The sequence below is a fragment of the Paenibacillus sp. 453mf genome, assembly GCF_900116105.1.
Lineage (GTDB): Bacteria > Bacillota > Bacilli > Paenibacillales > Paenibacillaceae > Paenibacillus > Paenibacillus provencensis.
Genome location: NZ_FPAC01000001.1, coordinates 2607567 through 2625210, shown reverse-complemented (window position 1 = coordinate 2625210; position 17644 = coordinate 2607567). Strand labels below are relative to the sequence as shown.

At 44.8% G+C, this 17644-nt stretch carries 14 protein-coding genes and 1 other annotated feature; of the genes, 9 read left to right on the top strand and 5 right to left on the bottom strand.

Features of this window, described 5'->3' with window-relative positions:
• Window positions 1-30 precede the first annotated feature (30 nt).
• On the bottom strand, window positions 31-663 hold the full coding sequence (locus BM415_RS12405) for a GNAT family N-acetyltransferase (protein ID WP_091158419.1): 633 nt from the start codon (window positions 661-663) through the stop codon (window positions 31-33).
• 284 nt (window positions 664-947) lie between these two features.
• Between BM415_RS12405 and acsA the strand changes: the two genes are divergently transcribed.
• Window positions 948-2672 (top strand): acetate--CoA ligase, encoded by a 1725-nt coding sequence (gene acsA / locus BM415_RS12400; protein WP_091158417.1) that lies wholly within the window; start codon window positions 948-950, stop codon window positions 2670-2672.
• 170 nt (window positions 2673-2842) lie between these two features.
• Here acsA and BM415_RS12395 read toward each other — a convergent pair whose 3' ends face one another.
• Window positions 2843-5929 carry a transglycosylase domain-containing protein gene (locus BM415_RS12395; protein WP_091158416.1) on the bottom strand — a complete coding sequence of 1029 codons (3087 nt, stop codon included), beginning with the start codon at window positions 5927-5929 and terminating at the stop codon, window positions 2843-2845.
• A 135-nt stretch (window positions 5930-6064) separates the two neighbouring features.
• Window positions 6065-6341, top strand: a binding site (T-box leader).
• Between the two features lie 71 nt (window positions 6342-6412).
• Here BM415_RS12395 and tyrS point away from each other — a divergent pair.
• Entirely contained in the window at window positions 6413-7663 is a 1251-nt protein-coding gene (gene tyrS / locus BM415_RS12390) for a tyrosine--tRNA ligase (RefSeq protein ID WP_091158414.1), read from the top strand.
• A 164-nt stretch (window positions 7664-7827) separates the two neighbouring features.
• Here the strand turns inward: tyrS and rpsD are convergent, their stop codons facing one another.
• Window positions 7828-8427: a 30S ribosomal protein S4 gene (gene rpsD, locus BM415_RS12385; protein WP_091158413.1), complete on the bottom strand. Its 600-nt coding sequence runs from the start codon at window positions 8425-8427 to the stop codon at window positions 7828-7830.
• A gap of 458 nt (window positions 8428-8885) precedes the next feature.
• On the opposite strand from rpsD, the gene BM415_RS12380 reads away from it, so the two are divergent.
• The 6 genes from BM415_RS12380 (at window position 8886) to BM415_RS12355 (ending at window position 14446) form a co-directional block, all read left to right on the top strand.
• Complete coding sequence (locus BM415_RS12380) at window positions 8886-10904, top strand: sensor domain-containing diguanylate cyclase (protein WP_091158411.1); 2019 nt, start codon at window positions 8886-8888, stop codon at window positions 10902-10904.
• A gap of 120 nt (window positions 10905-11024) precedes the next feature.
• Entirely contained in the window at window positions 11025-11855 is an 831-nt protein-coding gene (locus tag BM415_RS12375) for a hypothetical protein (protein ID WP_091158409.1), read from the top strand.
• Between the two features lie 104 nt (window positions 11856-11959).
• Window positions 11960-13075 carry an aminopeptidase gene (locus BM415_RS12370; protein ID WP_091158408.1) on the top strand — a complete coding sequence of 372 codons (1116 nt, stop codon included), beginning with the start codon at window positions 11960-11962 and terminating at the stop codon, window positions 13073-13075.
• Window positions 13076-13175: 100 nt separating this feature from the next.
• A complete protein-coding gene (locus BM415_RS12365) occupies window positions 13176-13421 on the top strand; it encodes an HPr family phosphocarrier protein (protein ID WP_091158406.1) in 246 nt (81 codons plus the stop codon).
• Between the two features lie 141 nt (window positions 13422-13562).
• On the top strand, window positions 13563-13859 hold the full coding sequence (locus BM415_RS12360; protein WP_091158405.1) for an Fpa/YlaN family protein: 297 nt from the start codon (window positions 13563-13565) through the stop codon (window positions 13857-13859).
• Window positions 13860-14083: 224 nt separating this feature from the next.
• Window positions 14084-14446 (top strand): Asp23/Gls24 family envelope stress response protein, encoded by a 363-nt coding sequence (locus BM415_RS12355; RefSeq protein WP_091158403.1) that lies wholly within the window; start codon window positions 14084-14086, stop codon window positions 14444-14446.
• 124 nt (window positions 14447-14570) lie between these two features.
• Here BM415_RS12355 and ftsW read toward each other — a convergent pair whose 3' ends face one another.
• The gene (ftsW, locus tag BM415_RS12350) at window positions 14571-15842 is read right to left on the bottom strand and encodes a putative lipid II flippase FtsW (RefSeq protein ID WP_091158401.1); all 1272 of its coding nucleotides are present in this window, start codon (window positions 15840-15842) and stop codon (window positions 14571-14573) included.
• Window positions 15843-15855: 13 nt separating this feature from the next.
• On the bottom strand, window positions 15856-16203 hold the full coding sequence (locus tag BM415_RS12345) for a YugN family protein (protein WP_091158400.1): 348 nt from the start codon (window positions 16201-16203) through the stop codon (window positions 15856-15858).
• A 163-nt stretch (window positions 16204-16366) separates the two neighbouring features.
• Between BM415_RS12345 and BM415_RS12340 the strand changes: the two genes are divergently transcribed.
• The gene (locus BM415_RS12340) at window positions 16367-17557 is read left to right on the top strand and encodes a M20 metallopeptidase family protein (protein WP_091158398.1); all 1191 of its coding nucleotides are present in this window, start codon (window positions 16367-16369) and stop codon (window positions 17555-17557) included.
• Window positions 17558-17644: the final 87 nt, after the last annotated feature.

Sequence of the window (17644 nt, the reverse complement as noted above, 5' to 3'; positions counted from 1 at the left end):
GGGTTTCTCCGGGACCAAGCTCCTGTCTTATTAGTACATATAGCGCTGTTTAAACCGTACATGATCGAATTGTTCTTTGGAGGCAAGGGGGACCTTGCTGCCGATTCTCACCATGAGACAATTAGCAGGATGTGCACAAATTTCAGGGTCATCGGTAGCGTACCAGACCATATCCACCGTTTTCATAAGGCGCTCCATCATTTTACGGTAGTCCCACACGGTTAGTCCGCTTCCTTTCAAATCCCAATGCCAGTAATATTCCGTCGTAAAGACGATATATTCCTCCATCTGTTCATGTACAAAAGCATGTTGAATAAGTGCACGCCCGATCCCGTAAGAGCGGTAATCATCTGCAACCTCAATCGCTCCTAGCTCAATAAGATCCTTCATATTTCCTTCAGACCAACGTTCCATCTCATCAGGATAATGAAAAGTAACATAGCCGATAATCGTATCTTGCTCTCTGGCAATGACAATTCTTCCTTCCGGAAGCTCAGATATTTGAATGAGTGCCTCTTGCTGCTCATGAGGTCTTCTAAACGCATCAAGATCCGGGTGCATGACTAGATCTTGCAGCAGCGCAGCAGGAACAGGGCCTTCTATAACAATTTCCCTGCTGTTCTTAACAAGTAAGTGAGCGTGGTGATGTTTGGTATGGTTCATTGTTCATCAGTGCTCCTTTTGGAGTGTCATAGCGTGTTCTCTCTACTTATAACAAATATACAAAAAAATGAAAAGGAAATATTAACACAATCGCAAATTATGCTATAATATTCCAGACATATAGTTTTCACATTTTCAGCAACAGCCGCAGTAACTCGGATACGATGGTAAGGTGAATCAAATTCATTATAGGGAGTTATAAATTTGGTTCAGGTAATTACAAATTTGTAAGCGCTAACTAACCTGTACATTGTGAAAATGTAACTGAGGAGGCTCTGAAGGCAATGAGTCATGATCAAAATGAATTTATCGCAACTGTCGTAGATCGTAGTAATCTGGGAGATTACACACAGGCTCGTAAACAATTTAGCTGGGAAGAAGTGAAGAAGCACTTTACGTGGTATGAAACAGGCAAAGTAAATATGGCATATGAAGCCATTGATCGTCACGTGGACGAGGGCAATGGAACACGTACAGCGCTGTTGTACAGTGATGCAGTCAGAGAGGAAGGCTACAGCTTCCTGGATCTTAGCGAAGGCTCCAATCGATTTGGTAATGTGCTTCGTAAGTACGGAATATCCAAGGGTGATCGGGTCTTTATTTTTATGCCTAGAAGCCCTGAGCTGTACTTGAGTCTGCTTGGAACCTTGAAGGTCGGAGCTATTGTGGGTCCATTATTTGAAGCCTTCATGGAAACGGCAGTGAAGGATCGTCTGCTTGATAGTGAAGCAGTAGCATTGATTACCGTTCCGCAGCTGCTGCCACGCATCAATCGTGACGAACTGCCCCAGCTGAAGCATATCTTTGTTGTAGGCGGCGGAGCACAGGAGGAAGAGGGCTTCATTGACTACGATGCAGAGATGGCAGCAGCTTCAGATGAGCTAGAGCTGGAGTGGCTCAGTCTTGAAGATGGTATGATTCTGCACTATACTTCCGGATCAACTGGCAAGCCCAAAGGGGTCTATCATGTTCACAACGCAATGATTCAGCATTATTATACAGGGAAAGTCGTATTGGATTTACGAGAAGATGATATTTATTGGTGTACCGCGGATCCTGGCTGGGTTACGGGTACTTCCTACGGTATATTTGCTCCTTGGCTCAATGGAGTAACGAATGTGATCAGAGGAGGCAGATTCAGTCCCCAGGACTGGTATCAAACGATTGCCAGCAATAAAGTAACGGTGTGGTATAGTGCTCCTACTGCCTTTCGAATGTTGATGAGTGCAGGAGACGAACTGATTAAGCAGTTTGATCTGTCTACACTGCGTCATGTACTATCCGTAGGAGAACCCTTGAATCCTGAGGTGGTGAGATGGGGAACTAAAGCCTACAATCAGCGAATTCATGATACCTGGTGGATGACAGAGACCGGGGCTCAGCTAATCTGTAACTATCCAGGTATGGTGATTAAGCCAGGTTCAATGGGCAAGCCGCTTCCGGGTATTGAGGCTGCAATCATTAATGACCAAGGGGAGGAGCTTCCTCCGTATTCCATGGGCAATCTGGCGATCAAGACGCCGTGGCCTTCCATGATGAGACAGGTATGGAACAATCAACCCAAATATGAAGAATACTTTCGTATTCCTGGCTGGTATATATCTGGGGATTCAGCTTATAAGGATGAGGACGGTTATTTTTGGTTTCAAGGCAGAATTGATGATGTCATCAATTCGTCAGGCGAACGAATCGGTCCTTTTGAGGTAGAGAGTAAGCTCGTAGAACATCCGGCAGTTGCAGAAGCGGGCGTGATCGGCAAACCGGATCTCGTTCGAGGAGAGATTATTAAGGCCTTTGTCTCCTTACGGGAAGGATATGAACCTACGCAGGAATTGAAGGACGATATTTACCGTTTTGTAAAAGAAGGCTTGTCAGCTCATGCAGCCCCTCGTGAAATTGAGTTTAAGGATAAATTGCCGAAGACTCGATCAGGGAAGATCATGAGAAGGGTACTTAAAGCGTGGGAGCTTGATTTACCTGCTGGTGATTTGTCTACAATAGAAGATTAATTTTTATTAAGTGAATCAATTTCATAATCCCTTTAGCTGCTTATATCATGGGTATATATAGTTTCAAATTTACCTATTTAATGATTTATGAAATTGATTCAAGTGAACATATAAAAAAGCTAACGTAAGTATAGAACTTACGTTAGCTTTTTTTGCTTCTATATCCTATCTTAAGGACTTACTGGAGCTGAAGGAGTGGATTCTCCAGCCTCGTTAACCGCAGTCACTCTGAATGCGCCCTTGGCTTCCGCATTATTGTAAGTGAATGCCGTGAAACCAGCGGTTCCAACATGTTGGAAAGGTTCCTGGCCCGTTTCACTATAGTAAACATTAAATCCAGTTACACCTTCCTGTTCAGCCCATGAGATGACAATGCCTTGTTCTGTAATCTGGGCAGAAACGCCGCTAGGCGCTGCAGGAGCACCTGACGCGTCGGTGTTGTTGTTAGTTCCAACATCACCGTCCTGGCTCTCATTCGGATCAACGACCGTACCTGGAACCTCAATAGGAGTGTCAGGTGTTTCTTCCACTGGAGGTGGAACCTGGCCGTTTCCACCACTGACGATCGCGCTAGGTGCTGATTCTCTGCCAGCTACGTCAACCGAAACAATGTAGAACTGAACGCTGCTGCCGGTATAGCTGCTGAATGAAGTCGGATTGCCTGCAAGCACGACCTTACCCTGATTCTGGAACGGACCACCGTTCGTGCTCCGATATAGTCTGTAACCGACGACATCGCCAGCTGCGCTTGGATTAAAGGTGATGACAGCATTTCCGTTGTTCACCGTCATTCTGACATTGCCAGGAGCATCTGGATTCGCTCCATCGTCCTTACGAGGATCAACTTCCTTAGGCATGTCTTCATCGGCATCGTCCGGCATATAGTAGGATAATGGCTCATGCTCGGCCATTACTTTAAATGCTTCCTGCAGCTGCTTAATCAGCTCAGATATTGGACGCTCACGCTTCACAACCGTCTGTTCCTTCAGCATATCTGAAGGTGTTTCGTCTCTAGGAATATAATTCACACCGTTGTAAGTAATGTACTTCGATTTAGCAACTGCATCGTCGCTATCGGTCGGTACATATTTCGTATTGAATATATCCGTTACAAATTTGTCGGTAAGCGAAGTCGGCAGCTTGCCACTGTATGCTGATACCGTCTTGGTTGTAATATTTTCAGGCTTCGTAAAGGTCTTCGTAGGGAACAGGTCTGGCTCAGCCTCGTTTACGTCGTTCAATATTTTAGCCCAGAGTCTGCGGGCCCGTTCTCTTTCAGCACCTTTAGATAGTGTGGATAAAGTCTCTTTATTGTTATAACCCACCCATACGCCGAGAGTCACATCCGGTGTATATCCTTGGAACCATACGTCTGCATAGTTCTGAGTCGTTCCTGTCTTCCCGGCAATTTCAATTTCACCATACTTATTGAAGTTGTCTCTAACGAGCTTACCTGTACCGTCTGAAATAACAGTACTTAACATGTCTGTCATCAGATAAGCTGTTTCCTTAGAGAAGACTTCCTTCGGTGCTGCTTCATGGGAGTATACGATGTTTCCCTGATAATCAACAATTTTCTCAATCATGTAGGCATCGTTAAATACACCATTGTTCGCGATCGCACCATAAGCATTGGTCAGCTCTTCTACGGATACACCGTAAGTAAGACCTCCAAGTACACCAGTCGTTGCATTCGTATAGTCCACATCTGTCAAGGTAGTGATGCCAAGACTTTTCGCGAAATCCCAAGCCTTCTCAAGTCCCAGCTTTTCATTGAAGATTTTGAGGGCTGGAATATTAAGAGATTGATTTAACGCGTATCTTGCGGTTACTAGCCCGTTATAATTTCCGTTTGAGTTTTTCGGAATATGATAGCCTTTTTGACCGTCCTTCAAAATGATCGGCGAATCATCAAGAATGGAGGCAGGCTGTATGATTCCTTCTTCAAGCGCCGGGAGATAAGCAGCGATCGGCTTCATGGCCGAGCCTGGCTGTCTCACCATCTGTGTTGCAAAGTTCATATTCTCAACATTAAAATCACGACCTTCGATCATGCCGAGAATTTTTCCAGTTTTGTGATCAATCATCATGGCAGCAGTCTGCTCTAAGCCTTTGCTCTCGTTATACGCTGAGAAGTTGCTGTCATCCTCGGCGATGGCGCGCATCGTCTTGTAGACATTCTTATTAATTGTCGTATAGACGCGATATCCGCCGGTACGAAGCTTCTGCAGCGCTTCCTCTGTCAGCTCGCTGTCTGATTTATCCGGTACTTCTCCTTCAGGATAGAGGACATCAATCAGCGCTTTGGCAGCCTGTCTTTCCGTTTCAAGCATAAGGTAAGGATACGTATTGTATGCCTTGGCTACTCTTGGTGCGAGCGATGACTTCAGATCAAATGCCATAGCTTCATCATGTTCGCTCTGCGTTATCTTGCCCAAAGCAAGCATACGCCCGAGTACACGCTGCTGACGCTCAATCGCATTGTTGAAATTGTCCTCGTTAAACTCCCCTTTTCCGTTAAAAGCGGAGTAGGCGGAAGGAAGCTGAGGAAGGCCTGCCAAATAGGCAGCCTGTGCGATGTTCAAATCATTCAGATCGTTGACATTAAAAATGCCTTTAGCTGCAGCTTTGATTCCGTATACGTTATATCCGCTGGAGCCGTTCCCGAAAGGAACCTTATTTAAATAAGCCGTAATGATTTCATCCTTGGTCAAGAACCGTTCTAAACGCAGGGATAATAAAATTTCTTTCACTTTTCGATCTTCCGTCTTGTCTAGACTCAGGAAGACCCGTCTTGCCAGCTGCTGAGTCAGCGTGCTTCCGCCGGTTTGTACAGGCTCGTTAAGCACCCTCTCTTTGACAGCTCTTAGAGTACCTGTTATGTCTACGCCTTTATGTTCATAAAAAGAGTCATCCTCGATTGAAGTCACTGCATCAAGTACGATTTGAGGAATGTCCTCCAGTTCCACAATACGCCGGTCTTCTTCTGTCCTGAGTTGACCGATTGCTGAACCGTCTGCAAAATAAGCAAAACCCGTCAGTGCATTCTCACTCACCGCTTGTTCGATTGCAGCTCTGGATCGGACAGGCTCGTCTTTAACAATGGATGCTATGTAACCTGTGAGTGCACCGCCGACAAACAGGATACCTACGAAGCCAAGAACGACCATCCATTTCACAAAACTACCTAACCTGCTTAAGAATTTTCTTTTGCGGGAAGGCTGCTCATCAGGTTTTTTATCCTTATCATCAACCATCAAATGTCTTCCTCCTTTTAACAGGCATTATTATAGCATAAAATAACTCTTTTGAATCCCCGCAAATGGTGGCAAGGGTCGGAAATTGACATCACTTCTCGGAATATGTTATATATAAAATCAAAACTTGATACGAAAAAAGCTGTGAAGGACTCCAGTAGGAGGCGGATAACACATAGTCAGAGAGCCGGTGGGTGGTGTGAACCGGAATGTGCCGCTTGTCGAATTACCGTCCGGAGCTGTCCAGATGAACAGGAATAGCAGGTTGAAATTACCATAAGCTATTGAAGGATTAGTCTGGTACCGGGTTGAAATCCCGTTATGTCAATGAAGTGAAAGTGCCTATCTTTGTAATTATCGAGCAGGTACTTTAATTAGGGTGGTAACGCGAGTGCTCCTTCTCGTCCCTTGGGATGAGAAGGAGCTTTTTTGTGTCCAAATCGATCGAGCAGGATCGAATATATTATAGGAGGTACGTTTAGGATGAAATGGGAAGAATTGAGCAAGACTCAGCAGGAGGAAGTGAACCGTCAGCTGGATGTGATATCAAGAGGAGTATCCGAAATAGTTCCTGAAGAGGAATTGAAGCAGAAGATCATGAAATCGGTTGTCAGCGGGGTACCGCTTCAGGTGAAGCTTGGAATGGATCCGTCCGCACCCGATTTGCATATTGGTCACACTGTAGTGATGCACAAGCTGCGTCAATTTCAGGATCTTGGTCATGAAGTGCAGCTGATCATCGGGGACTTCACAGGCCGAATTGGTGACCCGACAGGTAAATCCGAGACACGGAAGCAATTGAGCGAGGAAGATGTAATTCGCAATGCGGAGACATACAAGAAGCAGCTGTTCAAAATTTTGGACCCGAACAAAACAAAAGTATACAACAACTCCGATTGGCTTGCGCCGATGAACTTCTCTGAAGTCGTTAATCTGGCTGCGAAGGTAACGGTTGCCCGGATGATGGAGCGTGACGATTTCACTAAACGTTTCCAGAGCGGCCAGCCAATCAGTATTCACGAATTTTTCTACCCGTTAATGCAAGGAACGGATTCTGTCGTTCTTAAGAGCGATATTGAGCTCGGCGGTACGGATCAGAAGTTCAATCTCCTGATGGGGCGTACGCTGCAAAAAGAAAATGGAGACGAAGCGCAGGCGACCATCATGCTCCCGCTTCTGGAAGGATTGGATGGCGTCCAGAAAATGAGCAAGAGCCTTGGCAACTACATCGGTATTGACGAGGAGCCGAACGAAATCTACGGTAAATCGATGTCTGTTCCAGACGAGCTTATGCTGAAATACTACACGCTGGCTACAGATCTGAGTACCGAGGATCTGAATGCGCTGGAGCAGGGCATTGCAGACGGAAGTGTTCATCCGCGCGATGCAAAAATGAAGCTTGCCTACACGTTTGTCCGTATGTACCACGGAGAAGAAGCGGCTGAGGCAGCTCAGCAGCACTTTATTACTGTATTTCAGCAGCGCGCATTGCCGGATGATATTGCAGAGGTCGTGATTCCGGCTGAATCGCTGGAGAATGGGAATATACGTCTGATCAGCTTGCTGACTACACTCGGATTTGCCGCTTCTAACGGTGAAGCTAAACGGAGCATTCAACAAGGCGCAGTAAAAATTAATGAAGAAAAATGGGGCGACCCGAACAGTGATTACACTCCGCAAGACGGCGATATTGTTCAGGTTGGTAAACGTAAGTTTGCCAAAATCAAGCTGTAGAGTATTAAGCGAGTGGTTATAAGCTGAATTATAAAAAGCTGGATTATAAAAAAAGAGTGCCTGCGTCATATTAGCATGACGGGCACTCTTTTTTATGCTTACAGGAACAACTAAAAATCCCTCGAAAGCTTGCTTTCGAGGGATGATTGTTCTCCAGTTAAATATTAACGGTTGTAGAACTCGACGATTTGCTTCTCATCGATATCTTGAGAGAGCTCAGCGCGTTCTGGAAGACGGATGAACTTGCCTTCAAGAGCTGCTTCGTTGTACTCAAGGTAAGATGGAAGGTGTGCACGGTTTTCCAAAGCTTCTTTGATAGAGGAAAGACCGCGGCTTCTTTCACGAAGACCGATTACATCGCCAATGCTTACTGCATAAGAAGCGATATCTACTTTTTTACCGTTAACAGTCACATGACCATGAGCTACCAGCTGACGCGCGCCTGCACGAGAGTTGGAGAAACCAAGACGGTAAACAAGGTTGTCAAGACGGCTTTCCAGGAGGAACATGAAGTTCTCACCGGCAATACCTTGCATTTTTTGTGCTTTTGCAAACAAAGTACGGAATTGCTTTTCACCCAAGCCGTACATATGACGCAATTTTTGCTTTTCTTGAAGCTGCATACCGTAGTTGCTGATTTTTCTGCGTTGGTTAGGACCATGTTGACCCGGAGGGAAGTTTCGTTTCAATTCTTTACCAGTTCCGCTCAGGGAAATGCCGAGACGGCGACTCAATTTAAATTTAGGACCAGTGTAACGTGCCATTGTTATAGTAACTCCTTTTATAATAAATTTCATATGATGGGGCTCTATTTGCGCCGCTAATTGTATCGCAAGCCTTGTAAGGCAATACATTCAGATCCAGAAAGTTCAGCCGCTGTCCGGTTCAGTTACAAATAGCTGTGAGGGTGACACAACGTTACGCCCAAATTTAAAGACCATATCGGTCTCATTCAACAATATATATTATATTAAATGTACTAGTGAAGTCAAGAAGATGTGTCAATGAAGCAAAGAAAAAGATTATCTGGAATTTGTCTAAATTTGTCGATAGGGCTTAGGACCTAAAAAAATAGGACGAATTTCTCTTAAACTCCGTGCAAATTGTAATAAAAGAGGGTAAAATAGATTTGTGTTTTAATTAAACAGTCATGTACATTAAAACAATGCTGGTCATCTCGTTGTAGTTTGTGAACTGAAAGGTGCAAAGGAGTGCCGCTTTTATGACAGAACACCTTTATAAATCTGCCTATGAGTTGGAAGATCTCTTGTTGGAGGGACCTGAACGGGGGAAGTATGACCATAACTCTAACGTTCGCCATATAGAACAACACTGGCTGGAATTTTTGGACGTGAACGTATTTGATACTAACCACATCGAACGGATTCTTAAGGATGCTTTTGAGGAATGGTTTAATCATATGATTACGATACCTTCCTTGCAAGGAGCCATTTTTTCTATATGGAGCGGAAGTGGTATATGTCTTGCTGCCCAGGGTGAAAGGGTATCTTCTGTAGAGAAGGCGGCTAAGCAGAAGGTTAATCAAATTTTATCGGAGCCAATGGGGGATTTGGAGCCTTCGGAAGCGGTAATCGAACATAGCTGCTCAGAAGAATCATTTGCTGAAGAATACAGTCTGTTTACCCTTTCTCTGCATTCCCGGAGCGAGCAGAAACAATTAGGGGTGTTATGTATTGCTGTCTCAAAGAAAAGGGTGACAGAGGGATTTGCAGACTTGCTCTTATCCTCCAAGTATCACTATCGATCTTGTTTTTACCGGCGGTTTGAACATCTTTTTCTAGCGGATATGCTTCATATTCACAAGCTGTCTGACAATGAGAACCGGCGCCGATCGATTCTTCTTCAAATTGTGCAGCGGATGCAGGAAAAGATGGATGTGAGAGCAGTACTAGAAGAAGTGTTCGACAGTGTTGCGTTTCTCTTTCCAGCGGTAAATTTGACGCTTTACATGTCCCAGGATGGAGGCATGGATGACCCGAGAGTCAAGCCTCTGTATCTGAATGGAGACAACAGTTCTGTATGTTTTCGTGCCTATACGGAAGAACGGATCATTACCCAGCCTTCCACTCGGCATCAATATGAGATCGGTATTCCATTCAGAGGCAAGCAAGGCACTTATGGAGTATTTCATATTGAAGCCAATCAGGAATGGATTGAAGATGTAGATCTGCAGCTGATTACCATGATGGCGGACACGGCAGGGACTGCTTATGAGAATGCCAAGCTGCATGAACAATCCGGCACCCTTATTCAAGAGCTGCGAATGATTGATGAGCTGACCAAACGTCTGAACCAGAGTCTGCAGCTCACGGATATATATGAGTATGCAGTTCACCAGCTGATCCGCATATTCAAAGCCCAATCCTGCTGTATACTTAAGCTGGACCAAGAGGATCAGCGTTTTCATGTGATGTTCTCCAATGTTCCTGCACTTCGGAACGAGACGTTTTCATTATCGGGAATCAGCGGGCAAGTATACAAGAGCGGTGAGCCTTTTATATTATTTAATTATGAGAGCTACAACGGCCCAAGTTCCTTCTTCATGGAGACAACAGGCTCGATGTCGATGATGGCGGTTCCTTTGAGAATCAGTGGGCAGGTGGAAGGCACGGTGCTCGTAGCTCATCAGAAGAAGCAATATTTCTCTTATAACAACTTTCGATTTCTGGACATGCTTGCCGTTCATATTGGACTGGCTGTTACAAATGCAACGCTGCACGCTGAAGTAAAGCGGCTTGCTACTGTTGATGCACTGACAGGATTATACGTCAGACATTATGTCGACCGAATGATAGAGGAACGACAGAGCACAGACTTTTGCGGCTCCCTTATCGTTATTGATATTGATCAATTCAAACAAGTGAACGACAGCTACGGTCATCAGGTCGGAGATGCCGTTCTCAAGCAGGTAGGAAATATTATTCGAGAGGCGGCTGGACCGAATGATCTCTGTGCGAGATGGGGAGGCGAAGAGATTGCGATCTATTTGCCTCAGGTAAGCAGTGAGCAGGCCAAAATGATGGCAGAAACGATCCGACAGCGGGTTCCGGAATTAACGAACCCTTCCATAACAGTATCCATTGGGATTGGGGAATGGTGCTGGCTTGATGATCAGGTTAGCCTGGAATCACTATTTTATCGTGCGGACATGGCGCTCTATGCAGCCAAAAATGGAGGCCGGAACCGAATCGTAGTGGAGCATAAAATGATGGATCGCTAATGAACATTCGCTGTAAGCAAAACGGCGGATGTTTTTTATCGTTCTTGCTGGATATTAGCGATGTTTCTAGGCAAACCTAACAACCGACGATACTAATAGCCTGAAGGGCAGTGACTTATCATGCGAGGATTAAGATTACGTACTATACTAATATCGATTCTGAGCTTATCCCTATTTCATATCAGTGGATGCGGCGTATTCAACAATCCGCTTGATCCTGAGGAAACATTTCATCGAGCTCTTGCAGGACTTGCCGGGAAGGAAGAAATGACCTTCGAAGGACATGCAGGACTCAGAACCTCTGATCAAGGTGAGTTTACTGAGCACTTTGAATACAAGGGTACTTTATCTAACCATAACAAACTGGTCGTATCAAGTCAGGAATACGACCCGTTTGAGCCGAGCAGCAACAATAAGGCCGAGACAGACTCTCATCCTGTCAATATGGAGCGTAAGGCCGGCATGTGGAGGATATCGGAGCGTATGGAGGACAGCTCATATGGCAGCTTGACCCGATTGAACCCGGTAGAACAGCTGGAGAAGATCGGTTATATGAAAGGGAAAACGTTCAGCAGTGAATCAGGAACCCCTCGGGGGACTCATATGATTCGGATTGAGCTTGAGAAAGTTGAGGCCAGTAAATGGGTAGCCGATCAACTGAAGAAAGAAATGCAGATTCTGCATGATGAGCTGCCGGAGCTCGTAAATCAGGTGGACAATAGCAAACGCCAGCAGTGCATGAAGGAGCTGGAGAGGATATGGAACGAGGAGAATGATGGACTAAACGAAAGAGTGAAGAACATAGAAGTCAAATCTGTTTATCATCTTACAGTGAATAAGAAGTCAAGCTTGCCGATCAGGCTCTCTGCTGAAAATGAGGTCAGCTATAAGGATAATAGGGAAAAGAAAGAGATGCTCATTACAGACATCTATTTCAGTAAGTATCACTAAATTAGTGAATGTGGATGAATTCCAAGTTGGCTAAAGGGAGATACCCCAAATCACAATGGGGTGCTACAATAGACATGAACCAACTTGAAGGAGGAGCAATATTAATGAAAGATCCAAGAATTCAAAAGCTGGCGCAAAATTTGGTGAACTATTCAGTAAATGTACAGCCAGGCGAAAACGTACTTGTAGAAATGATCGGTTCTGAGCGAGATCTTATTAACGCCATTATTGAAGAGGTTGGCAAGGCAGGTGGTAATGCTTTCGTTCAGCTTACAGATAAGACCGTACAACGGGCAATGCTTAAGAATGCTACAGAAGAAATGCTGAAGACATGGGCAGAGATTGATTTGAAGCGTATGGAGCTGATGGATTGCTACATAGGTATTCGAGCTGGCGAGAACGCGAATGATCTGTCCGATGTACCTGAGGATAAAATGAAAATGTATAATTCACTGTACTCCCATCCCGTACATAGTGAAGAACGTGTTAAACGCACCAAATGGGTCGTTCTGCGTTACCCGAACGCAAGTATGGCTCAGCTGGCTAATACGAGTACAGAAGCTTTTGAAGACTTTTATTTTGATGTATGCAATCTCGATTATGCCAAAATGGACAAGGCTCAAGATCCGCTGGCAGAGCTTATGCGCAAAACGGACAAGGTTCGCATTACAGGACCGGGTACGGATCTTACTTTCTCGATTAAATCCATCGGTGCAGAGAAATGTGCAGGGGAGAAAAACATCCCTGACGGCGAGGTTTACAGCGCGCCTGTGCGTAATTCTGTAAATGGTACCATCAGCTACAACACTCCAACTCTGTATAACGGAATAACGTTTGAGAACATCAAATTCCGCTTTGAGAATGGGAAGATTGTTGAAGCAACGAGCAATGACACGAAGCGTTTGAATGAAATTCTGGATTCGGACGAAGGAGCACGTTATATTGGTGAATTTGCAATTGGCTTCAATCCGCATATACTGCATCCGATGAAAGATATTTTGTTCGATGAAAAAATCGCAGGAAGTCTTCATTTTACGCCAGGTCAGGCATATGATGTTACGGATAACGGAAACTCCTCATCCATTCATTGGGATCTCGTTCTGATTCAGCGTCCTGAGTATGGTGGCGGAGAAATCTACTTTGATGATATCCTCATTCGCAAGGACGGATTGTTTGTCATTCCAGAGCTTGAAGGTTTGAATCCGGAAAATCTCGTTTAATGGATGTAATGGAAAAATCAGTTGCTAAGAAAGCGGATTCAAGGTATCATAAAGCTGGTTATATTACATTAGAGATCTGATATTAGACGGAGGGATTCCTATGTCGAGTAACAATGCAGCGGTTGTAGAAATTGCTCAAACTGCGAGTAAGTTCACTTCTTCTATCGTACTTCACTCAGACAGCAAGTACATTGATGTAAAAAGCATTCTTGGATTGTTTACTACGCTTGTGGGCAATAAGACTTATGAACTGCATGTTCATGGACCGGATGCCGATGAAGCGAAACGTGAAATCTCTGAAGTCTTTGCTAAGCATGGTTTGACGGTGGACGTTGTCGCCGAATAACAGTTTATGCAGCGATTGAAAGCACCTTTACCTTGATGGTAAAGGTGCTTTTTTTAGCAGGTTCTTGTCTTGGGCGAGGTTTTCGTCTAATATTAATGATATATGGTCGTACAAGATTCTGGACATAGGGGGGAAGAGTGCATGACTTCATCAAATCTGCAAGAACATCTGAGTTCCAAAGCGATTAGTCTTCTTGAAGAAGATGCAGATAAAATAAAGAAGCTTATTCAAGTACAGATGGAGAACTTGGCAACACGTTACTGCCCTCTCTATGAGGAAGTATTAGATACCCAAGTGTTTGGTTTCTCCAAAGAAGTTGATTTTGCTGTTCGTGCAGGACTTCTTCCAGCAGAAACAGGTAAGCAGCTGGTGAATAACCTTGAACGGAATTTGGCAGTTCTCTATGAAGCGTTGAATAATAAAGGAAATGTGGAATAAGCTTCAAGGTATCTATAGAAGCATGCATAGAGAGATGCATGCTTTTTTCGTGCCGCAAATACTCATTTGAATCTCAGTTTTACTTGAATCCGTTTTACATAAATTGTCCACAATCCGCGAAAATAGGAGCCAGCCAGCATATGTAAGGGATGAGATATATAGATTTGCTTTTTAGGGGTGAAAGGCTTTAAAATATGGGTAATGAAGCCAAAGGAGGATTCGGCATGGCAGAACAGCTCGAAATCGAAACAGGCAACATACGTATATCCAATGATGTTGTAGCTAAAATTGCTGGTCTTGCGGCACTGGAAACTCCGGGAATTGCAGCAATGTCCGGAGGGTTATCCGAAGGCTGGGCCAAGCGCTTCAGCGGTAAGAATGTACAGAAGGGTGTAACCGTCGAAGTTGGTTCCACAGAGGCGGCAATTGATCTAAGAATTATCGTCCTTTATGAAACACCAATTCACGAGGTGTCCCGGATGCTTCAGCAGAATGTACGTGTAGCCGTAGAGAGCATGACAGGGCTGCGGGTAGTTGAAGTTAATGTGAAAGTCGAAGGCGTGTCATTCAAGGGAGATGAGCAGTAAGTCTGTTACAGGTAACGAAGCGGCAACTTTCTGGTCTTCTGCAATGGAATCGGATAATGACAAAAAAAGGACAGTTTGGTCAATAAATATGACCAACACTGTCCTTTTGTCGTTATGACAACATTTATTTCGATGTTGTTCTCTTCTGCGTTCTGCGATTAACGAGAGCAGGCGATGTTCGCTGCTCCTCCGTTATGGTGCGAACGGACTTGACTCTTTCCTGAGTCATATCGAGACTATTTTCTCGGGAAATACTTAGCATGATTCCAATGCTGGTCATGGAAATGAGCAGGGACGTTCCTCCATAGCTAATAAAAGGAAGGGTAACTCCAGTTACAGGAATAGTCTGTGTTACTCCTCCGATATTAATGAAGGCCTGGATTGCAATAAGTCCCATGATGCCGACGCCTACAAGAGTCCCGAAGGAGTCCTTACAGCGCAATGCAATAATAAAGCCGCGCCAGATAAAATAAATATAAATCCCAAGGAACAGTATCGTTCCGATCAGCCCTAATTCCTCTCCGATAACAGCAAATATAAAATCGTTAAAGGCATTTGGCAAATAGTGGAGCTTAATAATGCCTTGACCAATGCCTGTCCCCGTCAGCCCGCCTTGTCCAATTGCAGTCAAGGAGTGAAGCAGGTTATACGATGCGTTGGTAGGGTCAGAGAGCGGGTCCAGGAATGACGTAAACCGTGCGAGCTGGTAACCGCCGGAATTGCCGGATGTATTGCCTGTCATCAAGTCAATAAGATATCCTGTACCGATGACAATGCCTGCACCTACAATGAGCAGCCCGATTGAACCCATAATATGCTTCATGCTTGCGCCGCCCGCATAGATAATGAGGCCGCAGGTAGCAACTAGAATAAAGGTGGTACCAAAGTCGGGCTGCAGCATGATCAGTCCGGCGACAAAGCCGACAATGATCATGACCGGAATATAACCGGTTCGCAGATCGCGGAACCGTTCGCCCTTCTTGGTAATCAGTGCGGATAGATATAGAATGAGAGAAACCTTAGCAATTTCAGAAGGCTGAAGGTTGATCGGCCCCAAGGCGAACCAACTCTTCGCATTGTTGATTTCAACACCTACAACTAACACGGCTAACAGCAATATGACCGTTAGGAGAAACAAAGGGATATATAATTGCTTGTACTTTGCAAAAGGAATGTTCATGGCTACGAACATGCCGATAACTCCGAGTATTGCAAAGACCACTTGTCGCTTGGTGAAATAAAGAGCATCATTGTCGTATTTGTCTGAGACGAGGGCTATGCTTGCGCTCGAGCTGTAAACCATGATCAATCCAAAGCCTACTAATAACAAGGTGAGGATGAGTAACTGAAAATCAGGCAAACCTCTTCGCACGGGCCTTGTTTCTTTGGTCTTCATAGGCCGTTCCTGATTATGCTTCAAGCAGTTCCTTGAGCTGCTTAATCTTCTCGTTAGCAAGGCTCATCACAGGGGCAGGAATTTCACTTTCGTACTCCAGGCCGTGAGGAAAAGTCGCTCTTCCGATATATACAGCTTCTACAGATAAAATGGTGTCTGGTTTCTCTAGCTTGCCCTCGATTACACGCGTGTTGATCCGTAAGAAATATTCATTTTTTGATTTGGTATCTTCAATTTTGTAGTCGTATGTAGCACGGTAGTATTCCCACTGCCAACGAACAAAACCAGCCTTCTCCGCGCTTTCGTCTAAGTACGCAAGGTCGCTTTTGAGACCGTCCAAGCCCGTGTTCTCAAATATCATAGAAGATGAACCCTCCTTATACAATGCTCCATAATGTTCACAAATATCATGATAGTATGTTTCCTCAGCATGTGCAAGCTTTCCATAACCTGCCATTTCATATCGTTTAAGCATAATTTCTGATACAATGATAGGAAAACATTAGAAAGGGTGGAGAGCGTTTATGAGAGAGCGTAATTTAGATGAATGGCTTGAACAAATGATCGTCTGGAGACGTTATCTTCACCAGAATCCGGAGCTTTCCTTTCATGAAGTGAATACGTCGAGATTTATTGCGGAACAGCTCGAATCCTTTGGTCTTAATGTTGTGAAAAATGTAGGTGGGCACGGTGTAATCGGTATCCTGCAAACAAATGAGCCAGGACCTGTCATTATGCTTCGTGCAGATATGGATGCACTCCCCATTAAGGATGAGAAGGAGACCTCTTATAAGTCTCAAGTGGACGGAGCAATGCATGCCTGCGGACATGATGGGCATATGGCAACATTGCTGGCTACTGCAGCATATATGAGCGAACACAGAGAGGATTTCACTGGCGAAGTACGGTTCTTGTTCCAACCTGCGGAGGAGCTGCTGCCGGGAGGAGCTGCAAAAGTAATAGCGGACGGGGCATTAAATGATGTGGACGTCATTTACGGTATTCATTTATGGACACCCATCCCTCTTGGCAAATATGCCAGTACTCCTGGGGCAATGATGGCGGCGGCGGACGACTTTTATATAGAATTAACCGGAAAAGGCGGACATGGAGGAATGCCGCATACTAGCATTGACAGCATTGTAGCTGGGGCATCACTCGTGCTTCAGATGCAAAGCGTTGTCAGCCGTTCGGTGGATCCGTTGCAGCCTGCTGTACTTACAATCGGTACAATTCAAGGCGGCTCTGCGCAAAATGTGATTGCAGAGACCTTCACGATCAGTGGTACGGTTCGTACTTTTGATGACGAGACACGCTGCGTAATGAAGGAGCGCGTCCATCAGCTTACGGAACAGGTTGCTTCTGCTTATGGAGCAAGCTGCAACATTAATTATTTGATGGGCTACCCGCCAGTCGTTAATGATGACAAGGAAGCAGCCCGTTTTTTTGATACAGCGACGAAGGCATTTGGTGCAGAGCGAGTAAGTGTAACTCCCAAACTTATGCCAGCTGAGGATTTTGCTTATTATTTGCAGGAGATTCCAGGCTGCTTCATGTTTGTGGGGGCGGGTAGCGATAATACCGGAGCAATCTATCCGCATCATCATCCCAAGTTTGACTTTGACGAGCAAGCCATGCTTCATGCCATGCAATTATTCATACAAATGACAAAAAGCTATTCTGAGGAGTATATTACAACAAGCGTGCATGCATAATGTTTAATAGAACGAATCCATTTCATAATACCCTTAAGTTGCTGTTTCGGATATGCGGGAATTAGGGCTGCCTATTCTGGTTAACCT

Bases quoted from the DNA above. Each gene is read 5' to 3' on its own strand.
- BM415_RS12405 (WP_091158419.1), bottom strand. From the start codon at position 663: ATGAACCATACCAAACATCACCACGCTCACTTACTTGTTAAGAACAGC.
- acsA (WP_091158417.1), top strand. From the start codon at position 948: ATGAGTCATGATCAAAATGAATTTATCGCAACTGTCGTAGATCGTAGT.
- BM415_RS12395 (WP_091158416.1), bottom strand. From the start codon at position 5,929: ATGGTTGATGATAAGGATAAAAAACCTGATGAGCAGCCTTCCCGCAAA.
- tyrS (WP_091158414.1), top strand. From the start codon at position 6,413: ATGAAATGGGAAGAATTGAGCAAGACTCAGCAGGAGGAAGTGAACCGT.
- rpsD (WP_091158413.1), bottom strand. From the start codon at position 8,427: ATGGCACGTTACACTGGTCCTAAATTTAAATTGAGTCGCCGTCTCGGC.
- BM415_RS12380 (WP_091158411.1), top strand. From the start codon at position 8,886: ATGACAGAACACCTTTATAAATCTGCCTATGAGTTGGAAGATCTCTTG.
- BM415_RS12375 (WP_091158409.1), top strand. From the start codon at position 11,025: ATGCGAGGATTAAGATTACGTACTATACTAATATCGATTCTGAGCTTA.
- BM415_RS12370 (WP_091158408.1), top strand. From the start codon at position 11,960: ATGAAAGATCCAAGAATTCAAAAGCTGGCGCAAAATTTGGTGAACTAT.
- BM415_RS12365 (WP_091158406.1), top strand. From the start codon at position 13,176: ATGTCGAGTAACAATGCAGCGGTTGTAGAAATTGCTCAAACTGCGAGT.
- BM415_RS12360 (WP_091158405.1), top strand. From the start codon at position 13,563: ATGACTTCATCAAATCTGCAAGAACATCTGAGTTCCAAAGCGATTAGT.
- BM415_RS12355 (WP_091158403.1), top strand. From the start codon at position 14,084: ATGGCAGAACAGCTCGAAATCGAAACAGGCAACATACGTATATCCAAT.
- ftsW (WP_091158401.1), bottom strand. From the start codon at position 15,842: ATGAAGACCAAAGAAACAAGGCCCGTGCGAAGAGGTTTGCCTGATTTT.
- BM415_RS12345 (WP_091158400.1), bottom strand. From the start codon at position 16,203: ATGATATTTGAGAACACGGGCTTGGACGGTCTCAAAAGCGACCTTGCG.
- BM415_RS12340 (WP_091158398.1), top strand. From the start codon at position 16,367: ATGAGAGAGCGTAATTTAGATGAATGGCTTGAACAAATGATCGTCTGG.